At 72.1% G+C, this 18,254-nt stretch carries 19 protein-coding genes; 7 read left to right on the top strand and 12 right to left on the bottom strand.

Annotated elements, in window-relative coordinates:
* The first annotated feature begins 18 nt into the window (after positions 1-18).
* Both AC1Z4A_RS20510 and AC1Z4A_RS20505 read left to right on the top strand, forming a co-directional pair.
* Positions 19-870, top strand: a complete 852-nt coding sequence (locus AC1Z4A_RS20510; protein WP_483680863.1) for a helix-turn-helix domain-containing protein — start codon at positions 19-21, stop codon at positions 868-870.
* An 11-nt stretch (positions 871-881) separates the two neighbouring features.
* Complete coding sequence (locus AC1Z4A_RS20505; protein WP_483680862.1) at positions 882-1,073, top strand: hypothetical protein; 192 nt, start codon at positions 882-884, stop codon at positions 1,071-1,073.
* 12 nt (positions 1,074-1,085) lie between these two features.
* Here the strand turns inward: AC1Z4A_RS20505 and AC1Z4A_RS20500 are convergent, their stop codons facing one another.
* The 12 genes from AC1Z4A_RS20500 to AC1Z4A_RS20445 form a co-directional block, all read right to left on the bottom strand.
* Positions 1,086-1,673 carry an OmpA family protein gene (locus AC1Z4A_RS20500; protein ID WP_483680860.1) on the bottom strand — a complete coding sequence of 196 codons (588 nt, stop codon included), beginning with the start codon at positions 1,671-1,673 and terminating at the stop codon, positions 1,086-1,088.
* A gap of 6 nt (positions 1,674-1,679) precedes the next feature.
* Entirely contained in the window at positions 1,680-2,255 is a 576-nt protein-coding gene (locus tag AC1Z4A_RS20495) for a hypothetical protein (RefSeq protein WP_483680858.1), read from the bottom strand.
* Positions 2,256-2,310: 55 nt separating this feature from the next.
* Positions 2,311-2,979 carry a pilus assembly protein TadG-related protein gene (locus tag AC1Z4A_RS20490; protein ID WP_483680857.1) on the bottom strand — a complete coding sequence of 223 codons (669 nt, stop codon included), beginning with the start codon at positions 2,977-2,979 and terminating at the stop codon, positions 2,311-2,313.
* A complete protein-coding gene (locus tag AC1Z4A_RS20485; protein ID WP_483680855.1) occupies positions 2,976-3,137 on the bottom strand; it encodes a Flp family type IVb pilin in 162 nt (53 codons plus the stop codon). The genes AC1Z4A_RS20490 and AC1Z4A_RS20485 overlap by 4 nt, the downstream gene beginning before the upstream one ends.
* Positions 3,138-3,350: 213 nt before the next feature.
* Positions 3,351-4,241 (bottom strand): DUF5936 domain-containing protein, encoded by an 891-nt coding sequence (locus AC1Z4A_RS20480; RefSeq protein ID WP_483683662.1) that lies wholly within the window; start codon positions 4,239-4,241, stop codon positions 3,351-3,353.
* Between the two features lie 33 nt (positions 4,242-4,274).
* Positions 4,275-5,213 carry a type II secretion system F family protein gene (locus AC1Z4A_RS20475; protein ID WP_483680853.1) on the bottom strand — a complete coding sequence of 313 codons (939 nt, stop codon included), beginning with the start codon at positions 5,211-5,213 and terminating at the stop codon, positions 4,275-4,277.
* A gap of 5 nt (positions 5,214-5,218) precedes the next feature.
* A complete protein-coding gene (locus tag AC1Z4A_RS20470) occupies positions 5,219-6,565 on the bottom strand; it encodes a TadA family conjugal transfer-associated ATPase (protein WP_483680851.1) in 1,347 nt (448 codons plus the stop codon).
* On the bottom strand, positions 6,562-7,029 hold the full coding sequence (locus tag AC1Z4A_RS20465) for a TadE/TadG family type IV pilus assembly protein (protein WP_483680849.1): 468 nt from the start codon (positions 7,027-7,029) through the stop codon (positions 6,562-6,564). Before AC1Z4A_RS20465 ends, AC1Z4A_RS20470 begins: the two co-directional genes overlap by 4 nt.
* Before the next feature lie 5 nt (positions 7,030-7,034).
* Entirely contained in the window at positions 7,035-8,747 is a 1,713-nt protein-coding gene (locus AC1Z4A_RS20460; RefSeq protein WP_483680847.1) for a CpaE/TadZ family protein, read from the bottom strand.
* A gap of 65 nt (positions 8,748-8,812) precedes the next feature.
* Entirely contained in the window at positions 8,813-9,541 is a 729-nt protein-coding gene (cpaB, locus tag AC1Z4A_RS20455; RefSeq protein WP_483680845.1) for a Flp pilus assembly protein CpaB, read from the bottom strand.
* Between the two features lie 111 nt (positions 9,542-9,652).
* The gene (locus AC1Z4A_RS20450) at positions 9,653-10,543 is read right to left on the bottom strand and encodes a hypothetical protein (RefSeq protein WP_483680843.1); all 891 of its coding nucleotides are present in this window, start codon (positions 10,541-10,543) and stop codon (positions 9,653-9,655) included.
* Between the two features lie 272 nt (positions 10,544-10,815).
* Positions 10,816-11,733 carry a S1 family peptidase gene (locus tag AC1Z4A_RS20445; protein ID WP_483680840.1) on the bottom strand — a complete coding sequence of 306 codons (918 nt, stop codon included), beginning with the start codon at positions 11,731-11,733 and terminating at the stop codon, positions 10,816-10,818.
* Positions 11,734-11,947: 214 nt separating this feature from the next.
* Between AC1Z4A_RS20445 and AC1Z4A_RS20440 the strand changes: the two genes are divergently transcribed.
* From AC1Z4A_RS20440 to AC1Z4A_RS20420, 5 genes are all read left to right on the top strand, one after another.
* Complete coding sequence (locus AC1Z4A_RS20440) at positions 11,948-13,312, top strand: M14 family metallopeptidase (RefSeq protein WP_483680839.1); 1,365 nt, start codon at positions 11,948-11,950, stop codon at positions 13,310-13,312.
* A gap of 153 nt (positions 13,313-13,465) precedes the next feature.
* Complete coding sequence (locus AC1Z4A_RS20435; RefSeq protein ID WP_483680838.1) at positions 13,466-14,761, top strand: alanine racemase; 1,296 nt, start codon at positions 13,466-13,468, stop codon at positions 14,759-14,761.
* A gap of 40 nt (positions 14,762-14,801) precedes the next feature.
* Positions 14,802-16,418, top strand: coding sequence for an N-acyl-D-amino-acid deacylase family protein (locus AC1Z4A_RS20430; RefSeq protein WP_483680837.1), 1,617 nt, complete (start codon positions 14,802-14,804; stop codon positions 16,416-16,418).
* 76 nt (positions 16,419-16,494) lie between these two features.
* A complete protein-coding gene (locus AC1Z4A_RS20425; RefSeq protein ID WP_483680836.1) occupies positions 16,495-17,703 on the top strand; it encodes a pyridoxal phosphate-dependent aminotransferase in 1,209 nt (402 codons plus the stop codon).
* 55 nt (positions 17,704-17,758) lie between these two features.
* Entirely contained in the window at positions 17,759-18,166 is a 408-nt protein-coding gene (locus AC1Z4A_RS20420) for an SCO4983 family protein (protein ID WP_483680834.1), read from the top strand.
* Positions 18,167-18,254: the final 88 nt, after the last annotated feature.

The raw sequence follows: 18,254 nt of genomic DNA, 5'->3' as shown, positions 1-18,254 counted from the left end.
CGGGTACGAAGGGATGCCATGCCTCCACGGACGTCTCCCACACAGCGCCAAAAGCGCCTGGGTTACGAGCTGAACAGGATGCGCGTTGCGGCGGGTGTATCCGCCGAAGCCGTTGCGTCGCTGCTCGGCGTGGACCGAGGAAAAATCTCCAACATCGAGAAGGGAGTGCGCACGATCAGCATGGATCGCCTGAGAAGTTGGGCCTGTCTGTGTTCCTGTTCCGACGAGGCATACATCGGCGCTCTCGCCGAGATGGCACGCCCGAGCAGTCGCGGCTGGTGGGAACGCTACCGTGGTGTCCTTCCTGGCGGCTTTCTGGACATCGCCGAGCTGGAAGCCCATGCCGTACGGCTGCGCACCGCGCACACCGTTCACATCCCTGGACTGCTCCAGACCGTCGATCACGCACGCACCATCTTCGAAGCCGCCGTCCCACCCTTGCCTAAACGTGAGTTCGAGCTGCGACTGGTCCACCGGCTGGAGCGTCAGCAACTCCTTGCCCGTGAGGACGCGCCGCCTTACTGCGGCATCATTCACGAGGCCGCACTCCGTATGCAGTTCGGCGGAAGAGCCACGGCGCGTGCCCAACTTGAACACTTGCTGCACATGTCGGAGTTCAGCCATGTGACCTTGCGAGTCTTGCCGGTCGACAGTGGGATCTTCCCCGGCGCCGGGCAGACGCTCGTCTACGCCGAGGGGCCCGTTCAGCAGCTCGACACTGTGCAGACGGACAGCACGCACGGACCGGAGTTCCTGCACAACGAGGCAGAGTTGGCCAAGTACCGCGCACAGCTGGAATGGATGGAAAGGCTGTCGCTGGACCCCGACGACTCGCGTGCCTTCATCCATGACATCGCTCTACACCTCTAGGGAGTCGTCTCATGCCTCGCATCAACTGGGAAGATCCATACTGCGCCGAAGGAAGCGCCTGCTTCCGCATAGGCACCGACGACACCGGCAACGCCTACATCGCCGTCTCCGGCGCCGAGGACCACTACCTCACCGACACCCGCGAAGCGTTACACGCCCTCATCCGCGACATCAAGGCCGGCAAGGCCGACCATCTGCTGTAGCAGTGCGCCACCTCAGCCACTGCCCCGCGGAAAGCTGACCTCCACCCGCCGGTTCTTCCGGCGGCCGTCCTCCGTGCCGTTGTCCGCGAGCGGGTACTCCTCGCCGTAGCCGCGGATCTCGTACGTGATCGCGGACGAGCCCAGGTCCTTGGCCAGTTCGCGCTGCACCGCGTTCGCGCGCTCCTTCGACAGGGCCAGGCCGTGCTCCGCCGAGCCCAGGTTGTCCGTGAAGCCGAAGATGCGCAGGGTCGTGGCGTGCTGCTTCCGGACCTCTTCGGCGATGGCGCGGATGCGGGCGGTCGCCGCGCCGCCCAGGCCCGAGCTGTCCTTGTCGAAGATGACCTCGGCCTGGAGGGCGAAGGTCACGTCGGCGTTCGTGTCCTCACGGCGCTCGTCGCCGTCGCCCGACTCGACCACGGACTTGATGTCGAGGACGCGGCCCGGGGCGAGCTTCGCGCCCGGGCGGAGCTTGAGGCCGGGGGCCGAGGCGTCGATCTTCACCGGCGGGGTCGTGTTCGCCCGGCCGGCCCCGCCGGGGGCGGCGGGCACCAGGGTCGTCACCGTGACGACGAGCGCCGCCGCTGCGGTCACCACCAGCATCGGACGTCACCCCGAAATCTTGATGCGGACGGACGGCATGGCCGGGAGCTGGAAGTCGACGTCCGTGACGTCGGCCGGGGGCGCCGGGAACTGCGCGAAGACGGCCCGTGACTCGTTGGGGCGGATGTTGACGAGGCCCGTGGTGCACAGGCACTCGCCGTCCGTGTCGCGCAGCACCAGGTATCTCTTCTTCCCCGCCGCGTCGATGAGGGAGGCCCCGGACACCGACGACTGGGACTTCATCTCCGTCTCCTTGGAGCGCCAGGTCAGCGGCGTGAACGGCTTGCCGCCCCGGTTGACGACGGTGCCGTTGACCGTGACGAAGCCGCCCTTGTCGCGGACGGCCGAGCTGAGGGTCACCACGATTCCGTCGGGGCCTTTCAGCTCCCCGATCGTCGCCGTCGGCTGCGGGTCGGGGGACTGGTCCCAGGCGGCGGTCCCGCCGCTCTTCGCCGCGGCGGGGCTCTTCGCCGGGTCCCGGTCTGTCTTCTTCTCCCCTCCGCCGTCGCTTCCGCAGCCCGTGAGGGTCAGGGATCCCGTGAGGGCCAGGGATATCGCGACGGCCAGTACTACTCCGGGCATCGTCCGTGGATGTGGGTTCATGGCGCGTACGTCCTTTGTGGTCGGTCCGCTGCGGTCAGTCCGCCAGGTGCACGGTGAACAAGTCCTTGGCCCGCACGGCGTCGGCGGCGTCCGGGCGCCGGGGATCGACGACCAGTGACCTGCCGTCGCACATGAGGGTGAGCGGGAGCGTGAGCGGGCCCGAGCCCGGAGAGCCCGAGGAGCCCGCCGCGCAGCGGGGCCGCACCTCCGACCTCGCGCTCGCCGTCGCGTGCCGGTTCTCCGTGCCGGGGACGACCGAACGCCCCACCGTCCCCGCCGAGGTGACCGTCACCTCGAACGAGCCGGGCACGTCCCCCTGGTCACAGGTGACCGGCGTCCGGGCGTCGTTCAGCCCGGCGTAGGCGGTGGCCGCGCGGCAGGCCCGGCCGGGCTCGGCGCCCCGGCCCGCGAGCCAGCCGGACCAGTCGCCGCCGGTGGCCAGCGCGCCCAGAAAGCCCGTGCGCAGCTGGTCCCGGTAGTCCTGGGCGGCAGCGAGTGCGGCGGCGTCCGCTGCCGTCCGGGCGCCGTTCTTCACCGCGCCCGCCCGGCCCACCACGAAGAAGGCCAGGGCGAGGAACAGCAGGGCCGCCACCGCCGTGATGTACAGGGGGAACGCCTGCCCGGCGTCCCCACAGGGCTGGGTCGTCCGGGCAGTCCAGTCGGTCCGGGCCGTCCCGGCTGTCCCGGCCGTCCCGGCCGTCAACCCGTTATCTGCTGGATCTTGTTGGTGATGGCCGTCGCGATCATCGTGCCGAAGTCCGTGGTCGTCAGGACGAGGATGATCGCCACGACCACGGCGATGATGCCCAGGTACTCGACCGAGGTCTGACCGCGGTCGCCCTCCCATAACCGATTCCGCATCGCGTCTCCCTCCTTGGGCGGTGGCCCGGCCCGTCCGGACCGACTCACGAGTCCGACGCCATTCCCTTCCCCTGCAAGGCAGTTGGAACACCACGATTCACCCCCGGCCCCCGCCGCGTCACGCCCTCGACAGCCGACTGTGCCATAGCGCATTGCACCCGCGAAGGCCCTTTGCCGACTTACGGGAGACCTACGGCAGACTCGTCGCCCCCGCTACCGGCCCCCGGTGATCGCCCCGAAGTCCGTCCCCGAGCCCAGGAAGAACCCCGCGAGCAGCAGGATCATCGTGCCCGGCACCATGAACGTCGTGATCACCATCGTCGCCTTCGGCACCGCCCGCGCCGCCCGCCGCCGGGCCAGCTGGGCGTCCGTGCGGCGCATGTCCCTGGCGAGGCCGATCAGGGTCTCGACGATCGGCGTGCCCAGCTCCTCCCCCTGCTGGAGGGCCGTGACGAACTGGGCCACCTGCTCCGAGTCGTTGCGCCTGCGCAGCTCCTCGAAGGCCTGGCGGCGGCTCATCCCCATGTCCATCTGGCGCAGCGTGATGCGGAGTTCGTCCGCCCACGGGCCCTCGTACCGCTCGGCCACCCGGTCCAGCGCCTGCCGGAAGCCGAGGCCCGCGCTGACCACCACCGCCAGCACGTCGAGGAAGTCCGGCAGCGTGCGCTCGATCGCGTCCCGGCGCTCCCGCACCGCCGCCCAGATGCCGACCTCGATCCAGAACAGGCCGAAGGCCACGAGCAGCAGCGCCAGCAGCAGCTGTCCCTTGGCCAGCATCACCAGTGCCCCGCCGAAGCCGAGCGCTCCGTAGACGGCGCGCCGGGCCGCGTACCGGTCCACGGTCAGGCCTCCCGGGTTGCCCGCCCGGTCGATCCTCGTGCGGACCTTCGCGACGCGCTTCTCCCCCATCAGGCGCAGCACCAGCGGCGCGTACCGCATGCCGAGCCGGTCCACGGCCGAGCCCACCGCGGTCGTACGGGTCGAGCCGACCTCCAGGGCCAGCGCGAGGTCCGGCGGCAGCCTGGCCTCGCCGCGGCAGAGCGCGATGCCGCAGCAGATGCCGGCCACGGACGCCCCGGCCAGCAGCGCGAGCAGCAGTCCCAGCACAGCAGCAGTCCCCTCACGTCACACGACACATCACACGTCGATCTTCGACATCCTGCGGATCAGGAAGAAGCCCGCCGCGTACAGGCAGAACGCCACGACCACCGCCGTCTGCCCCAGCCAGCTCCCGGTCATGCGGTCGATCGACCCGGGCGCGATCCGGTCCATCAGGAACAGCGTGCCGATGCCCATCAGGGGGACGACGTACGCCGTCACGGTCACCTGCGAGAGCTGGGTGCGGACCTCCCTGCGGGTCTCCTTCCGCTCCTCCAGCGTCGTCGTCAGGTTGCGCAGCGAGCTGACGACCGTCCCGCCCGCGCGGTTGGCGAGCACCAGGGTCGTCACCAGGACCACCAGCTCGCGCGAGGGCAGCCGGCGCGCCAGCTCGCCGAGGGCGTCGTCGATGGAGTGGCCCACCGCCAGCCGGTCGGCCACCTTGCCCAGCTCCTCCCCCGCCGGTGCCTCCATCTCCTCGGCCGCCATGGCCAGGGCCGTGCGGAGGGCCAGTCCGGCCTGGGTCGCGTTCGCCAGGATCCTGGCCAGCTCCGGCAGCTGGTTGATGAACTTCTCCGTCCGCTTGCGCCGCTGCCAGGCGAGGAAGGAGTACGCGGACCACACCGCGACCGCCCCCGCCAGCGGCCCGAAGAACGGCGCGAGGACCGCCGCGGCCACCAGCCAGAGCCCCACCGCCCCGCCCACGGTGTACGCCGCGAACTCGCCGACCGTGACCTCCAGGCCCGTCGACACGATCCGCGACTCCAGCCGCCCGCCGAAGCGGGTGGCGCGCAGCCAGCCGTCGATGCGGCGGAACGGGCGCTGCCGCCCGGCGGGCGGCAGGGCGGGCGCGTCGGAGAGCCGGTCGACAAGCGCCTGGTGCCGTTCCCTCCCGGCGACGTACGCCCGTACGCCCGCGACCGCGAAGACGCCGCACAGCAGCGTGGCGCCGACGGCCGTCAGCGCGGGACCGTCCATGGTGTTCACGCTCCTTCCTGCGTCGCGGCCCCGAAGGCGGGCGGCACGGACTCGTTCGCGAGCCGCAGCCGTTCCACGGTGCGCTCGGGGAGGGGGAAGTGGGAGAACCTGCCGCGCACGACGCGGTCCGCGGCGAGCGGCTCGGCGTCGAAGCGGCAGACGGTGACGAGGCGGTGGGCCTCGTACCGGCCCCTGGCCCCACGGCCGTCGTACAGGTCGTGCGGGTCCAGCAGCGCGATCTCGGCGATGCGGCGCGAGCCGTCCGCGTGGCGCACCAGCTGCACCAGGCAGTCCACCGCGCTGTCGATCTGGTCGCGCAGCGCCTCGTACGGGATCTTGACGTCGGACATCGACGCCAGCGTCCGCAGCCGCATCAGCGCGTCCTCCGCGCTGTTGGCGTGCACCGTCGCCAGCGAGCCGTCGTGGCCCGTCGACATGGCCTGGAGCATGTCGAGGGTCTCGCCGCCGCGCACCTCGCCGACGATGATGCGGTCGGGGCGCATGCGCAGGGAGTTGCGCACGAGGTCGCGGATGGTGATCCGGCCCTTGCCCTCGACGTTCGGGGGGCGGGATTCGAGGCGGATGACGTGCGGCTGCTGGAGCTGGAGTTCGGCCGCGTCCTCGACGGTGATGATGCGCTCGCCCTCCGGGATGAGGCCGGAGAGCGCATTGAGCAGCGTCGTCTTCCCGGCGCCCGTCGGGCCGGAGACGACCACGTTGAACTTCGCCCGGACGAGGGCGCCGAGCAGCAGCAGCATGTGCTCGTCCAGCGTCCCCGTGCCGATCAGCTCGTGCAGGGTGTACGCGCGGGGGAAGCGCCGGATCGTCAGGGTCGCGCCGTTCAGCGCCAGCGGCGGGATGATGACGTTGACGCGCTCGCCGCTGGGCAGCCGCGCGTCGACCATCGGATGGGACTCGTCGACACGGCGGTTGACGGTCGAGACGATGCGCTCGATGGTCTGCATCAGCTGCTCGTGCGAGGCGAAGCGGACGGGCACCTGCTCGACCCGGCCCGCACGCTCGACGTAGACCTGGTCGGGGCCGTTCACCATGATCTCCGTGACGGAGGGGTCCTCGAGCAGGGGCTCCAGCACGCCCAGCCCCAGGGCCTCGTCCACGACCCGCCTGATGAGGCTCGCGCGCTCGGCGGTCGACAGCACCGGGCCCTCGCGGCTGATGATGTGGCCCAGCACGCGCTCGAGCCGGTTGCGGCGCTCGGCGGTGGTGAGCGCGGACATCTCGGCCAGGTCGATCTCTTCCAGCAGCTTCGCCCGGTAGACGGGGACGAGGTGGCTCGACTCCCGTCCGTCGGCGGCCGCTTCGGGGGCGGCGATGCGCGCGCGCAGGCTCATGGCGCCGCCGCTCCGGCCGGGGCGGCCGAGCCGGCCAGGGGTGCCGGGTCGTCGGCGGGGCACGGCATGGTGGCCCGGCGGGTGACGGTGAAGTCGGTGCCGGGGATGATCGCCGGTACGTCCACGGTGACGGTGGCGGTGATCTCGCCGCCCGCGGTGCAGCGGGGGGTGACGATGTCCGAGCGGGCCGCGAGCCAGTCGGTCATGGCCGAGCGGCCCGCGCCCTCGGGGGCGTCGCGGGGGTCGTCCTGGGTGGCGGTGCGGGCTGCGGCGCGGGCGCCGGTGCCGGCTTGCTGGGCGGCGAAGGCGGCCAGGCCGAGGTATATCGCGCCTAGGGCGACCAGGAGGAGGAGCGGGAGGAAGCCGAGGAATTCGACGGCTGCCGAGCCGCGGTCCTTGGGGTCGGGGTGGGTGCGGGTGCGGAGGTGGGTGGGGTGGGCTGGATTTGTCGGACGGGCTGACATGTCTCTCAATCCTCCCGTGCCACTCCCGCCGTGCTCTGTACCGTCCACGGCCAGTCGACCGAGCCCGGGAAGAGCACCGGCACCTGCAGCCTCACGTTCGCGCGGTACACGCCACCGTCCGGGCCGCAGTCCGGGTCGGCGTGCCAGGCGGGCGGGAGGTCCGAGCGGGCCGCCGCCGCGCAGTCGCGGCCCACCGCGCCCGCGCGGGCGCCCTTGTCCGCCGCGTGGCCCGCCAGCGAGTAGGTGTAGCCGACCAGGACGCACTGCCACACCACCGCGATCGCCGCGAGGATCAGCGGCAGCACCCCCACGAACTCCACGGCCGTCTGCCCCCGGTCGCCGAACCGGCCCCCGCGCCTGCGGAACCGGCCCGGCGGCGGCGATCCGCTCGGTACCGGCGACAGCTGGTCCGGGCCCGTCCCGCCGCCGGAGCCCGCGGCCGGCGCACCCGGCGCACCCCCTATGGCCCGCCTCCGGCGCAGCCCCTCGGCGGGGCCCGCGTGGGCGCCGCCCGACCGCAGGGCCCTGCCCCCGGGCGCCGGGGCGGCCAGGCCCAGCTCGGCGGCGAGGGTCCACAGGGCCTGCCGGACCGCGGACTTGGCGTCCAGATCCTGCATCCGCCCCGAGTCCACGGCGCCCTGCAGCTCCTTGTAGGCGGCCGGGACCGTGGTGCGGGCGGCCGTGGTGCCGGTGGTGCGGGCCACCAGGGCGGGCTGGATCTCGGCGGTGCGGGTGTGGCGGTTGACCACGGTCGTCGTCTCCTCGGCCTTGCGAATCTGGAGTCGTTCCCACAGCCGGACCATGCGCTTGGCGGCCCGTACGGACACCACGTCCGGCGTCGTCACCAATAACGCGACGTCCGCGGTCTCGATGACGGCGGCGCCCGCGGCGGTGATCTGGGTGCCGCAGTCGACGACCACGACCTCGTACCGGCTGCGCAGCGCCGCCGTGATCTGCCGCGCGGCCACGTCGCCGACCTCCTCGCCGCGCTCGCCCTCGGCAGGGGCCAGCAGCAGGCCGAGCCCGGTGGGGTGGGGGAAGACGGCGTCCTGGAGGACCCGGGGGGAGATGTCGCTGATGCCCGCGAGGTCGGCGACGGAGCGGCGGAACCGTACGTCCAGGTAGGAGGCGACGTCCCCGGACTGGAGGTCCATGTCGGCCAGGGCGACGCCGCGCCCGGCGGCCCGCGCGGCCAGGGCGAGCTGCACGGCGGTGACGGTGGTACCGACGCCGCCCTTGGCGCCGACGACCGCGACGAGCCTGCCGCCCCGGCCGCCTGCGGCCGGCAGGGCGTCCGCACTCGCTCCCAGGTGGCGGCGGACCCCGGTGGCCCAGTGGGCGGCGGCCTGGACGCGGGCGGCCAGCTCCTCGTGCGACAGGGGCAGGGCCGCGAGACCGCGCGCGCCGCAGTCCATGGCGGCGGCGTACAGCGCGGGACCGGCGTCGGCGGACAGCAGGATCACGCCCGTTGCCGGGAAGCGGAGGGCCACTTCGCGGATGAGTTCGAGGGCGGGCACGGGTCCCATCCGCTCGTGGACGAGGACGACTTCGGGCAGTTCGTCGACCGAGGCGGCGGCCAGCACCGCGAGGGTGTCCAGCAGGCGGGTCGAGTCGGCGACGGACTGCAGGGGCTCGACGCCGGGGAGCCGGGCGAGCAGCCCGGCGACGCCGCGGGCCGTGTCCGGGTCGCCGACGGCCGGGAGGATTCTGATCGTCACCGTGGCCCTGCCTCCATCCACAACTGCCGTACCTGCCGTCGGTCTCGTGTGCTGCCGGTCACCGGCTACTTGTCGCCGTCGAGGGTGTATGTGCGGTCGCCGCTGCTGACGCCCGGGTCGCCGCCGGGGGCGACGAGGGCCAGCCGGACGTGGGTCGCGAACGACTCGGCGTACGCGACGCGCTGGGCGTCCTTGGTGTCGAGCGCGAAGGTGATCGGCACGGCCTCGCCCGCCTGCCGGGTGCCGGTGGCGGCGGTGCGGCTGCCGCCGTCGCGGTCGAAGGGGGTGAGCTTGCCGACGTTCATGACCTGGGCGCCGCTGACGATCACCTTGGAGACGGGCTTGGCGCCCTGTTCCTTGGTGTCGAAGGTGGCGTAGATGTTCACCCGCGACCCGGGGTTGATCTTGCCGGCGACGCCCGTGGCCGCGTCGATCATGATGGCGATCTCCTGCTTGCCGGGTTCGAGCGCGGGACGGGCGACGATCATGTCGCTCTGGAGGAGCGAGCCCTTGCGCAGCGGGGTGACGGCGATCTTGCCGCGCAGGGCGGAGAGGTCGGTGACGGCGGTGGACGGCAGCCAGCGCTCGGGCATGGAGACCTTCTCGAACGCGGCCGTCTCCCGCTCCAGGTCCTGGTAGGCGGGGACGTCGGCCTTCAGCCGGTAGGCGGTGGCCTCGGGGCCGGTCCTGGACTCGGCGTCGGCGACGACCGAGAGCACTCCGGCGGACGCGCCGACGGCGCAGAGGACCGACAGGAGCAGCAGGACGACCCCGCGGCGCTGGCGTGAATTCATGGGGCGGCGAACCTCGTTCGGGACCTCGTTCGGGGATGTGACCGGGGTGGTGACCAGGGATGTGACCAGGGATGTGACCGGGGTTTGCGGTGGCGGTGCCGGGCGGGGGGTTCAGCGGCCGGCGCCGGAGGTACACGCCGCGCCCGGCGGGTCGAGCGCGTGGGTGCCGTCGGCGCGGGCCAGGGGTGCGGAGCAGAACGCACAGCGGTCACCGATGAGTTCATGGCCGCACCAGTGGCACTCCTCCCGCCGGACGGACGAGACGAGCTGGTAGAGCACGGAGGGGTCGGGGATCGCGGCCGCGAACTCGACGGCGCGGTGGGTGCCCCACCAGCGGCGGGACTCCTCGGGCAGCGGCCGGATCTCCTGAACGCCCTGCACCCGCCAGTGCGGGGCGAGGGCGTCCGTCACCCAGTCCTCGCCCTTGCGGGGCGGCCTGGTCCGGGCCACGGTCAGCCGGGTGGCGAAGCCGGGGCCGCCGGGGGGCTGCCCGGCGCCGATGCGCACGAGCGCCGGGGCGGGGTTGACCAGCACGCCGAAGCGGGCCCCGGGCAGCAGGGAGGTGACGTGGGCGCCGAGCCCGACGCGCACCCGGTCCAGCCGGGCCACGGAGGCCAGTTCCGCGCCCGCGTAGACGTAGTGCGCGAGCAGCCGGGCGGCGGAGGCCAGCACTCCGGGACTGAGGTCGGAGACCGACAACTGCCGCAGCTGACGGGCGAGTACGCCGACGGCGAGCGGCGGCAGGGCGACGGGCAGCAGCGCGACGCGGTCGCTGTCGAGGACGGAGCGGACGGTGTGCAGGCGCCGTACGTACGCGGCGGACAGGGAGTCGGGGTACAGCACGACGAGGTGGCCGCACTGCTCGAGCAGGATCCCCGCCTGGGTGACCGCGGTGTCCAGAGGCTGTTCCCCGGGAGGCTGGAGGACGGCGGCGGTGGGCACGGGCCCGCCGGGCGGCGGCAGCACCAGGTCGGAGCTGGTGACCGCTATCGCAATCGGCACGTCGGCTTCCCCGTTCACTCCGGCCGCGGGGGCACCGGCGGTCGCAGAACGACACTGCCCGGTGCTGGTGCCTCCGCACTTTATCCACGAATGGACGGGTCCGGACCATCTTTGCGCAACAATCGGCGACCGTCACTCCTCATGCCTACCCCCGTATCGGCGTCAACTCCCTTCCCTCCCGGGGGGTATGTGCCAGGGATGCGGCAGCCGGACCGGCCCGGTCCGCGGCAGGCCCACGGCAGGTCCGCGGCCGGTCCGGCTGCCGGGGCGGGCTAGCGCGCCAGGCCCTCGTCGTCGTCCGGGTGCGGCAGGGCGCAGCCGGGCAGGTCCAGGTCGAGCTTGTTGCCGGTGCCGAAGCACTTGGTGATGCCGTACGTCTCCTGGGCGTAGTTGATGCCCTTGCGGACGGTCACGGTGCCGTTCTCGTCGACCTCGCACGGGTTGTTGAGCGTGCAGTTCTCGCCGTTCTCGTTGCCCGTGTTGTTGATCGCGACGACCTTGCCGGTGTTCGCGTCGACGACGGGGGAACCGGAGGTGCCCCCTATGGTGTTGCAGGCCGCGGTGTAGCGAAGGGAGTCCTTCCAGGTCCAGTCGGCCTCGCGGAGGCGGTAGACGAATCCGTCGGCGTTGCAGGTGTAGATCTTCTTCCAGTAGCCGGAGACGACCTTGATGGCCTCGCCCGCGACGGGGTGGTCGCCGGACAGGCTCAGCGCGTTGATGCCGTACTGCTGCTTGATCCTGGCGTAGGTGGTGTTCAGTTCGTACAGCGTGACGTCGGTGTCCGTCATGGTCGAGTAGGCGACCTTGACGGCCTGCAGCGTGGCGACCTTGCCCGCGGTGGAGTTGAGCAGGCTGAAGGTGCGGCTGGAGGGCTGGTCGGTGATGACCTCGCCGGGGGCGGGCATGCCGGTCTCCAGGCAGTGGCCGTTGGTCATCACCAGCGCGGGGTCGCCGTCGGCCGAGCCGGGCATGCGGACCAGCGAGCCGGAACAGTTGCTGAGCGCGACGGCACCGGCGAAGTCGACGGCCTTGGTCCGGGACTTGCCCTGTACCTCGATCACCTGTCCGCCACCGCTCTTCGCGGCCTGCGGCGCGGAGTTCGCGGCCTGGGCGGAGGCGGTGCCGACGCCTGCGACGGTCGCTCCGGTGAACAGCATCGTGGTGAGCGCACCGACGAGAGGTCGTCTCATGGGGGGTGGTCCTCTCCATTCAGAAGTGCATCCGGTTTTGACGTGTGCATTGTTGGTGCTGCCGATACCGACGGGCAATCAACCGGTCTGAAGTTATGAACAAGTTGGCCAGATTCACCCGCACGGAGGAGCTTGACGGGTTCATGTCACCGCTCGAAGACTGGGAGGATCACCCCTCACATCCGTCGCACGAACGGACCCCTCAGGAGGCCGCATGCGACCCCCACTCCCCCACGTTTCCCGGGCTTCCCGGGCCTCCCGCACCTCCCGGACCTCCGGCAGATGGGCATCGGCCGCCCTCGCCGTCGTGCTCAGCCTGGCCCTGGCCGCTCCGGCCTCGTCCCGGAGCACCGACCGCACCCCGCGCTCGTACGAGGTCACCGGGCCGGAAACCGCCGCCCAGCGGACCGCGGTCGCCGCGACCGGGGCATCCGTGGACGCCGTCCGCCGGCACTCCGTCGTCATCACGGCGGACGGCGCACAGGCCGAGCGCATCCGCCGCATGGGCTACGCCGTGCGGGCCCTGCCCGGTCCCCCGGACCGCAGCGGCGGCCGGGCCGCCACGCCGCACGACTTCCCGCCCGCCGACGCGGCGTACCACAACTACGCCGAGGCCATGGCGGAGATCGACGCGGACATCGCGGCCCACCCCGGCCTGATGAGCAGGCAAGTGATCGGCAAGTCCTACGAGGGCCGGGACATCGTCGCCGTGAAGGTCACCAACGGCGCCACGGCGACCACCCCGTCCGGCGACGCAGCCAAGCCCGAGGTGCTCTTCACCCACCACCAGCACGCCCGCGAGCACCTGACCGTGGAGATGGCCCTCTACCTGCTCAAGGAGTTCGGCTCCCAGTACGGCAAGGACCCGCGCGTCACCAAGATGCTCGACAGCCGGGTGATCTGGATCGTCCCCGACGTCAACCCCGACGGCGGCGAGTACGACATCGCCACCGGCACCTACCGCAGCTGGCGCAAGAACCGCCAGCCCAACGCGGGCTCCCGCAATGTGGGCACCGACCTCAACCGCAACTGGAACTACAAGTGGGCCTGCTGCGGCGGTTCCTCCGGCAGCACCGGCTCGGAGACCTACCGCGGCCCGTCCCCCGAGTCCGCCCCCGAGGTGAAGGTCGTCGCCGACTTCGTCCGCAGCCGCGTCGTGAACGGCAAGCAGCAGATCAAGGCCGCCATCGACTTCCACACCTACAGCGAGCTGGTGCTGTGGCCCTTCGGCTGGACGTACGACGAGACCGCGCCCGGCATGACGCAGGACGAGCACGACACCTTCGCCGCGCTCGGCAAGTCCATGGCTGCCAGCAACGGCTACACCCCCGAGCAGTCCAGCAGCCTGTACATCACGGACGGCGCGATCGACGACTGGCTGTGGGGCACCCAGCGGGTCTTCGCCTACACGTTCGAGATGTACCCGGACGAGAGCGGCGCGGGCGGCGGCTTCTACCCGCCGGCCGAGGTGATCGACCGGGAGACCGCGCGCAACCGGGAAGCGGTGCTCCAGCTACTGGAGGCGGCCGACTGCCCCTACCGGGTGATCGGAAAGGAGCAGCAGTACTGCGGGGCGTGATCACCCGGGAGCGTCGTTGACCGGGCACTTGGCGGGATGTTAGACAGCGCGGGCGCACTTTGCGGCAAATGTTGCACAGAACGTTGCACAGAATGCTGCACAGAGCGCAATGCCTTCATCACTCATCACTGCCGAACGACCCCGGGAGGCCCCATGGCCGCCGCCATAGCCGACGACGCCCTCGCCCGCCTGGACGGGGAGCGGGTCGACCACCGCTTCAAGGGCCTGCCTCCGGACGCGTCGGGGCGCACGGTCGGCGAGCTGGCGGCCGAGCGGCGCTCCCTGTTCACCGGCGGCTTCACCACGCCGGTCCTCACCCTCTCCGCCGAGGCGCTCGACCACAACCTGGCGCTCATGGAGCGCTGGTCCGCCGGGCACGGGCTGGCCTTCGCCCCGCACGGCAAGACCTCGATGGCCCCGCAGCTCTTCGCGCGCCAGCTGGCCCGCGGCGCGTGGGGCATCACCGCGGCGACCCCCGCCCAGGTGCGCGTCTACCGGGCCTTCGGGGTCCGGCGGATCTTCCTGGCCAACGAGGTCGTCGACGCGGCCGCGCTCCGCTGGCTCGCGGGCGAGCTGGCGGCGGACCCGGAGTTCCGGCTCGTCACGTACGTCGACTCCGTGCGCGGGGTCGAGCTGATGGACGCCGCGCTGCGCGGGGCCGGGGCGGGCCGGCCCGTCGATGTCGTCATCGAGCTGGGCGCGGCGGGCGGCCGCACCGGCATCCGCCCCGAGGCGGCCGAGGCGGAGTGCGCGGCCGTCGCGGACGCCGTGGCCGCCACCGGCACCCTGCGCCTGGTCGGCTTCGGCGGCTACGAGGCCGAGATCCCCGACGCCGACGGCGACCTCGTACGGGCCTGGCTGCGCCGGCTCACCGGGCTGGCGGTCGCCTTCGACAAGGCGGGCCGCTTCGCCGGGGTGGAGGAGATCGTGGTGAGCGCGGGCGGCAGCGCGTGGTTCGACGCGGTGTCCGAGGTCTTCGCGGAGCTGCCGCCGCTGTCGGCGCCCACGCTGAAGCTGCTGCGCTCCGGTGCGTACGTGACGCACGACGACGGGCAGTACCGCCGCAAGACCCCCTTCAACCGCCTCCCGGAGGAAGGCGCGCTGAAGCCGGCCCTGCGGCTGTGGGCCCAGTGCGTGTCCCGCCCGGAGCCGGGGCGCGCCTACCTGAACGCGGGCAAGCGCGACGTCTCCTACGACCTCGGCCTCCCGGAGCCGCAGGCCGTCCGCTCGGCCCGGGACGGCTCGCTGCGGCCGGCCGAGGGCCTGACGGTGATCGGCCTGGCGGACCAGCACGCGTTCGTCGAAGTCGCGCCGGACGCGCAGCTGGAGGTCGGGGACTGGGTGGCTCTCGGGGTGTCGCACCCGTGCACGGTCTTCGAGAAGTGGCCGCTGATTCCGCTGGTGGGGGAGGACGGAACGGTGGGCGAGTACGTGCGGACGTTTTTCTGAGGGGTTTTCTTCCCCCTACCCCGTGGGGGAAGGAACCCCCATGGACACCGTCATCCGCAACGCCCGCGTCATCGACGGCACCACCCGCCCCTCCTACCGCGCCGACGTCACCCTCGCAGGCGGCCGCATCGCCGAGATCCGGCGCGAAGGAGACGGCGGCGGCCCCCGCCCCACCGCCCCCCGCACCCTCGACGCCGACGGCCTCGCCCTCGCCCCCGGCTTCATCGACATGCACGCCCACAGCGACCTCGCCCTCCTCCGCGACCCCGCCCACGTCGCCAAGGCCGCCCAGGGCGTGACCCTCGAAGTCCTCGGCCAGGACGGCCTGTCGTACGCGCCCGTCGACGACCGCACGCTCCCCGCGATCCGCACCCAGATCGCCGGCTGGAACGGCGACGGCTCCAACGAGGAATTCGACTTCGACTGGCGCACCGTCGGCGAGTACCTGGACCGCATCGACCGCCAGGGCACAGCCGTCAACGCCGCCTACCTCGTGCCCCAGGGCACGATCCGCATGCTCGCCGTCGGCTGGGAGGACCGGCCCGCCACGGCCGCCGAGACCGAGCACATGAAACGGCTGGTGGCCGAGGGGCTGGAGCAGGGCGCGGTCGGGCTCAGCTCCGGGCTCACCTACACACCCGGCATGTACGCCTCCAACGCCGAGCTGACCGAGCTGTGCCGGGTCGTGGCGGCATACGGCGGCTACTACTGCCCGCACCACCGCTCGTACGGGAAGGACGCCCTGGCCGCGTACGCCGAGATGCTGGCCGTCGCGCGCTCGGCCGGCTGCGCCCTGCACCTCGCCCACGCCACCCTGAACTACCCCGGAAACCGGGGCCGGGCCCCCGAGCTGCTGGCCCTGCTGGACGCCGCGCTGGCCGAGGGGGCCGACGTCTCCCTCGACACCTACCCCTACACCCCCGGCTGCACCACGCTCGCCGCGCTGCTGCCCGGCTGGGCGAGCGAGGGCGGACCGGCCGCCCTGCTGGCGCGGCTGCGCGACGACACGACCGCGGCGCGGATCCGGCACGTCATGGAGGCCGAGGGCGCGGACGGCTGCCACGGGGTGCCCGTGGACTGGGACACCGTCGAGGTATCGGGCGTCACCGACCCGCGGCACGCCGGGTACGTCGGCAGGACCGTCGCCCGCTCCGCCGCCGGGCGCGGCGAGGAGCCCTGGGCCGTCGTCCGGCGGCTGCTGATCGAGGACCGGCTGGGGCCGACGGTCCTGCTGCACGTCGGGCACGAGGACAACGTCCGCACGATCATGAGACACCGGGTGCACACGGGCGGCAGCGACGGGATCCTGCACGGCGCCAAGCCGCATCCGCGCGCCTACGGAACGTTCCCGCACTACCTCGGCCGGTACGTGCGCGAGCTGGGCGTGCTCTCTCTGGAGGAGTGCGTGGCGCATCTCACGTCACGTCCTGCGGCGCGTCTCCGGCTGCCCGATCGGGGGCTCGTGCGCGAGGGATACCGGGCCGACCTCGTCCTCTTCGATCCCGAAACCGTAGCCGCCGGCTCCTCTTTCGAAGCCCCGCGGACGCTTCCGACCGGCATTCCCCATGTCCTGGTCGACGGACGCTTTGTGATGGAAGACGGGCGCCGGACGGACGTCCTGGCGGGGCGCGCGGTGCGCCGCACCCGCGCGCGCTGAGCGACGGCGCTGTGGCGTGATCCAGGCGGTCGTAAAGGGCGCGCACCATGGTGAACGGGCCCGTATGGTGGCCGTCATGCAGGTGATCCAGTCAACGAAGCTCGCCAACGTCTGCTACGAAATCCGTGGCCCGGTGCTCGAGGAGGCCATGCGGCTGGAAGCGGCAGGCGAGCGCATCCTCAAGCTGAACACCGGCAACCCCGCGATCTTCGGGTTCGAGTGCCCGCCGGAGATCCTCGAGGACATGCTGCGCAACGTCGGCGACGCGCACGGCTACGGCGATGCGAAGGGCCTGTTGTCGGCCCGGCGCGCGGTGGTGCAGCACTACGAGACCAAGGGCGTCGAGCTGTCCGTCGAGGACGTCTACCTCGGCAACGGCGTCTCCGAGCTGATCCAGATGTCGATGCAGGCGCTGCTCGACGACGGCGACGAGGTGCTCGTCCCGGCCCCGGACTACCCGCTGTGGACCGCCTCGGTCTCCCTCGCGGGCGGCACGGCCGTGCACTACCGCTGCGACGAGCAGTCGGACTGGATGCCGGACCTCGCCGACATCGAGCGCAAGGTCACCGACCGCACCAAGGCGCTCGTCATCATCAACCCGAACAACCCCACGGGTGCGGTCTACGACGACGAGATGCTGCGCGGGCTGACGGAGATCGCCCGCCGCCACAACCTGATCGTCTGCTCCGACGAGATCTACGACAAGATCCTCTACGACGGCGTCACCCACACCCCGACCGCCGCCATCGCCCCCGACCTGCTGACCCTCACCTTCAACGGCCTGTCCAAGGCCTACCGGGTGGCCGGCTACCGCAGCGGCTGGATGGCGGTCTGCGGCCCCAAGGCGCACGCCGACAGCTACATCGAGGGCCTGACGATCCTCGCCAACATGCGCCTGTGCGCCAACATGCCCGCGCAGCACGCGGTCGCCACCGCGCTCGGCGGGCGTCAGTCGATCAGCGACCTGGTGCTGCCGGGCGGCCGGCTGCTGGAGCAGCGCGACGTGGCGCACGAGCTGCTGACGCAGATCCCCGGCGTGACCTGCGTCAAGCCCAAGGGCGCGCTGTACGCCTTCCCGCGGCTCGACCCGAAGGTCTACAAGATCAAGGACGACCGGCAGATGGTGCTGGACCTGCTCCGCGCCGAGAAGATCATGGTCGTCCACGGCACGGGCTTCAACTGGCCGGAGCCGGACCACTTCCGCCTGGTCACGCTGCCGAACGCCAAGGATCTGGCGGACGCGGTGACGCGGATCGGGAACTTCCTCGAGGGATACGCGCAATAACTTTAGACCGCGTCTAAGTTAGGATGGCCTTCAGAGGTAACTCGGGAGGCCATCCATGTACGAGCCAATCCGCGCCAAGCGCGCGGTCCGCACGCACACGCACGGGCCGCACCGCTCCCGCGAGGAGGAGCTGGACATCCGGCTCGCCGGGCACCTCACGGCGCTGCTCACCGTGACGGACGAACTCCGTGCGCTCGCGCCGTCCGGTGCTCTGGACGATGCCGCACGGCGGCTCGCCCTGCGGGTGGCGCGGCTGCGCGGCGGGCATGCGCCGCAGCGGGCGGAACCGACCGCTGCCGTGGGCGCGCCCGCGCGCGTCGCGGCGCTGCACCAGCGCGCCCACATGCTGGCGGGCCAGGCCCTGGTCGTCGCGACGCAGCGGGGCGATGCGGCGGGGAGCGCGCTGGCGGCGGAGCGCATGGCGGCGCATGCCGCCGCACTGGGCATCCGGGCCGCGGCCTGAGGGCTGGAATTTGCCCCCGGAACGGGGGGCTGGGGGCTTGCCCCCAGTTTCGGGAAGGGGCGGGATCGGGGAATCTTCCCCGCCGCGA

The sequence above is a fragment of the Streptomyces sp. 17_S59 genome, assembly GCF_056930295.1.
Note: the sequence above shows the minus strand (reverse complement) of the source record. Positions and strands in the feature narration are given on the sequence as shown.

Coding starts and splice junctions, on each gene's coding strand:
- AC1Z4A_RS20510 (WP_483680863.1), top strand. CDS start 19: ATGCCTCCACGGACGTCTCCCACACAGCGCCAAAAGCGCCTGGGTTAC.
- AC1Z4A_RS20505 (WP_483680862.1), top strand. CDS start 882: ATGCCTCGCATCAACTGGGAAGATCCATACTGCGCCGAAGGAAGCGCC.
- AC1Z4A_RS20500 (WP_483680860.1), bottom strand. CDS start 1,673: ATGCTGGTGGTGACCGCAGCGGCGGCGCTCGTCGTCACGGTGACGACC.
- AC1Z4A_RS20495 (WP_483680858.1), bottom strand. CDS start 2,255: ATGCCCGGAGTAGTACTGGCCGTCGCGATATCCCTGGCCCTCACGGGA.
- AC1Z4A_RS20485 (WP_483680855.1), bottom strand. CDS start 3,137: ATGCGGAATCGGTTATGGGAGGGCGACCGCGGTCAGACCTCGGTCGAG.
- AC1Z4A_RS20475 (WP_483680853.1), bottom strand. CDS start 5,213: ATGGACGGTCCCGCGCTGACGGCCGTCGGCGCCACGCTGCTGTGCGGC.
- AC1Z4A_RS20470 (WP_483680851.1), bottom strand. CDS start 6,565: ATGAGCCTGCGCGCGCGCATCGCCGCCCCCGAAGCGGCCGCCGACGGA.
- AC1Z4A_RS20465 (WP_483680849.1), bottom strand. CDS start 7,029: ATGTCAGCCCGTCCGACAAATCCAGCCCACCCCACCCACCTCCGCACC.
- cpaB (WP_483680845.1), bottom strand. CDS start 9,541: ATGAATTCACGCCAGCGCCGCGGGGTCGTCCTGCTGCTCCTGTCGGTC.
- AC1Z4A_RS20445 (WP_483680840.1), bottom strand. CDS start 11,733: ATGAGACGACCTCTCGTCGGTGCGCTCACCACGATGCTGTTCACCGGA.
- AC1Z4A_RS20440 (WP_483680839.1), top strand. CDS start 11,948: ATGCGACCCCCACTCCCCCACGTTTCCCGGGCTTCCCGGGCCTCCCGC.
- AC1Z4A_RS20435 (WP_483680838.1), top strand. CDS start 13,466: ATGGCCGCCGCCATAGCCGACGACGCCCTCGCCCGCCTGGACGGGGAG.
- AC1Z4A_RS20430 (WP_483680837.1), top strand. CDS start 14,802: ATGGACACCGTCATCCGCAACGCCCGCGTCATCGACGGCACCACCCGC.
- AC1Z4A_RS20425 (WP_483680836.1), top strand. CDS start 16,495: ATGCAGGTGATCCAGTCAACGAAGCTCGCCAACGTCTGCTACGAAATC.
- AC1Z4A_RS20420 (WP_483680834.1), top strand. CDS start 17,759: ATGTACGAGCCAATCCGCGCCAAGCGCGCGGTCCGCACGCACACGCAC.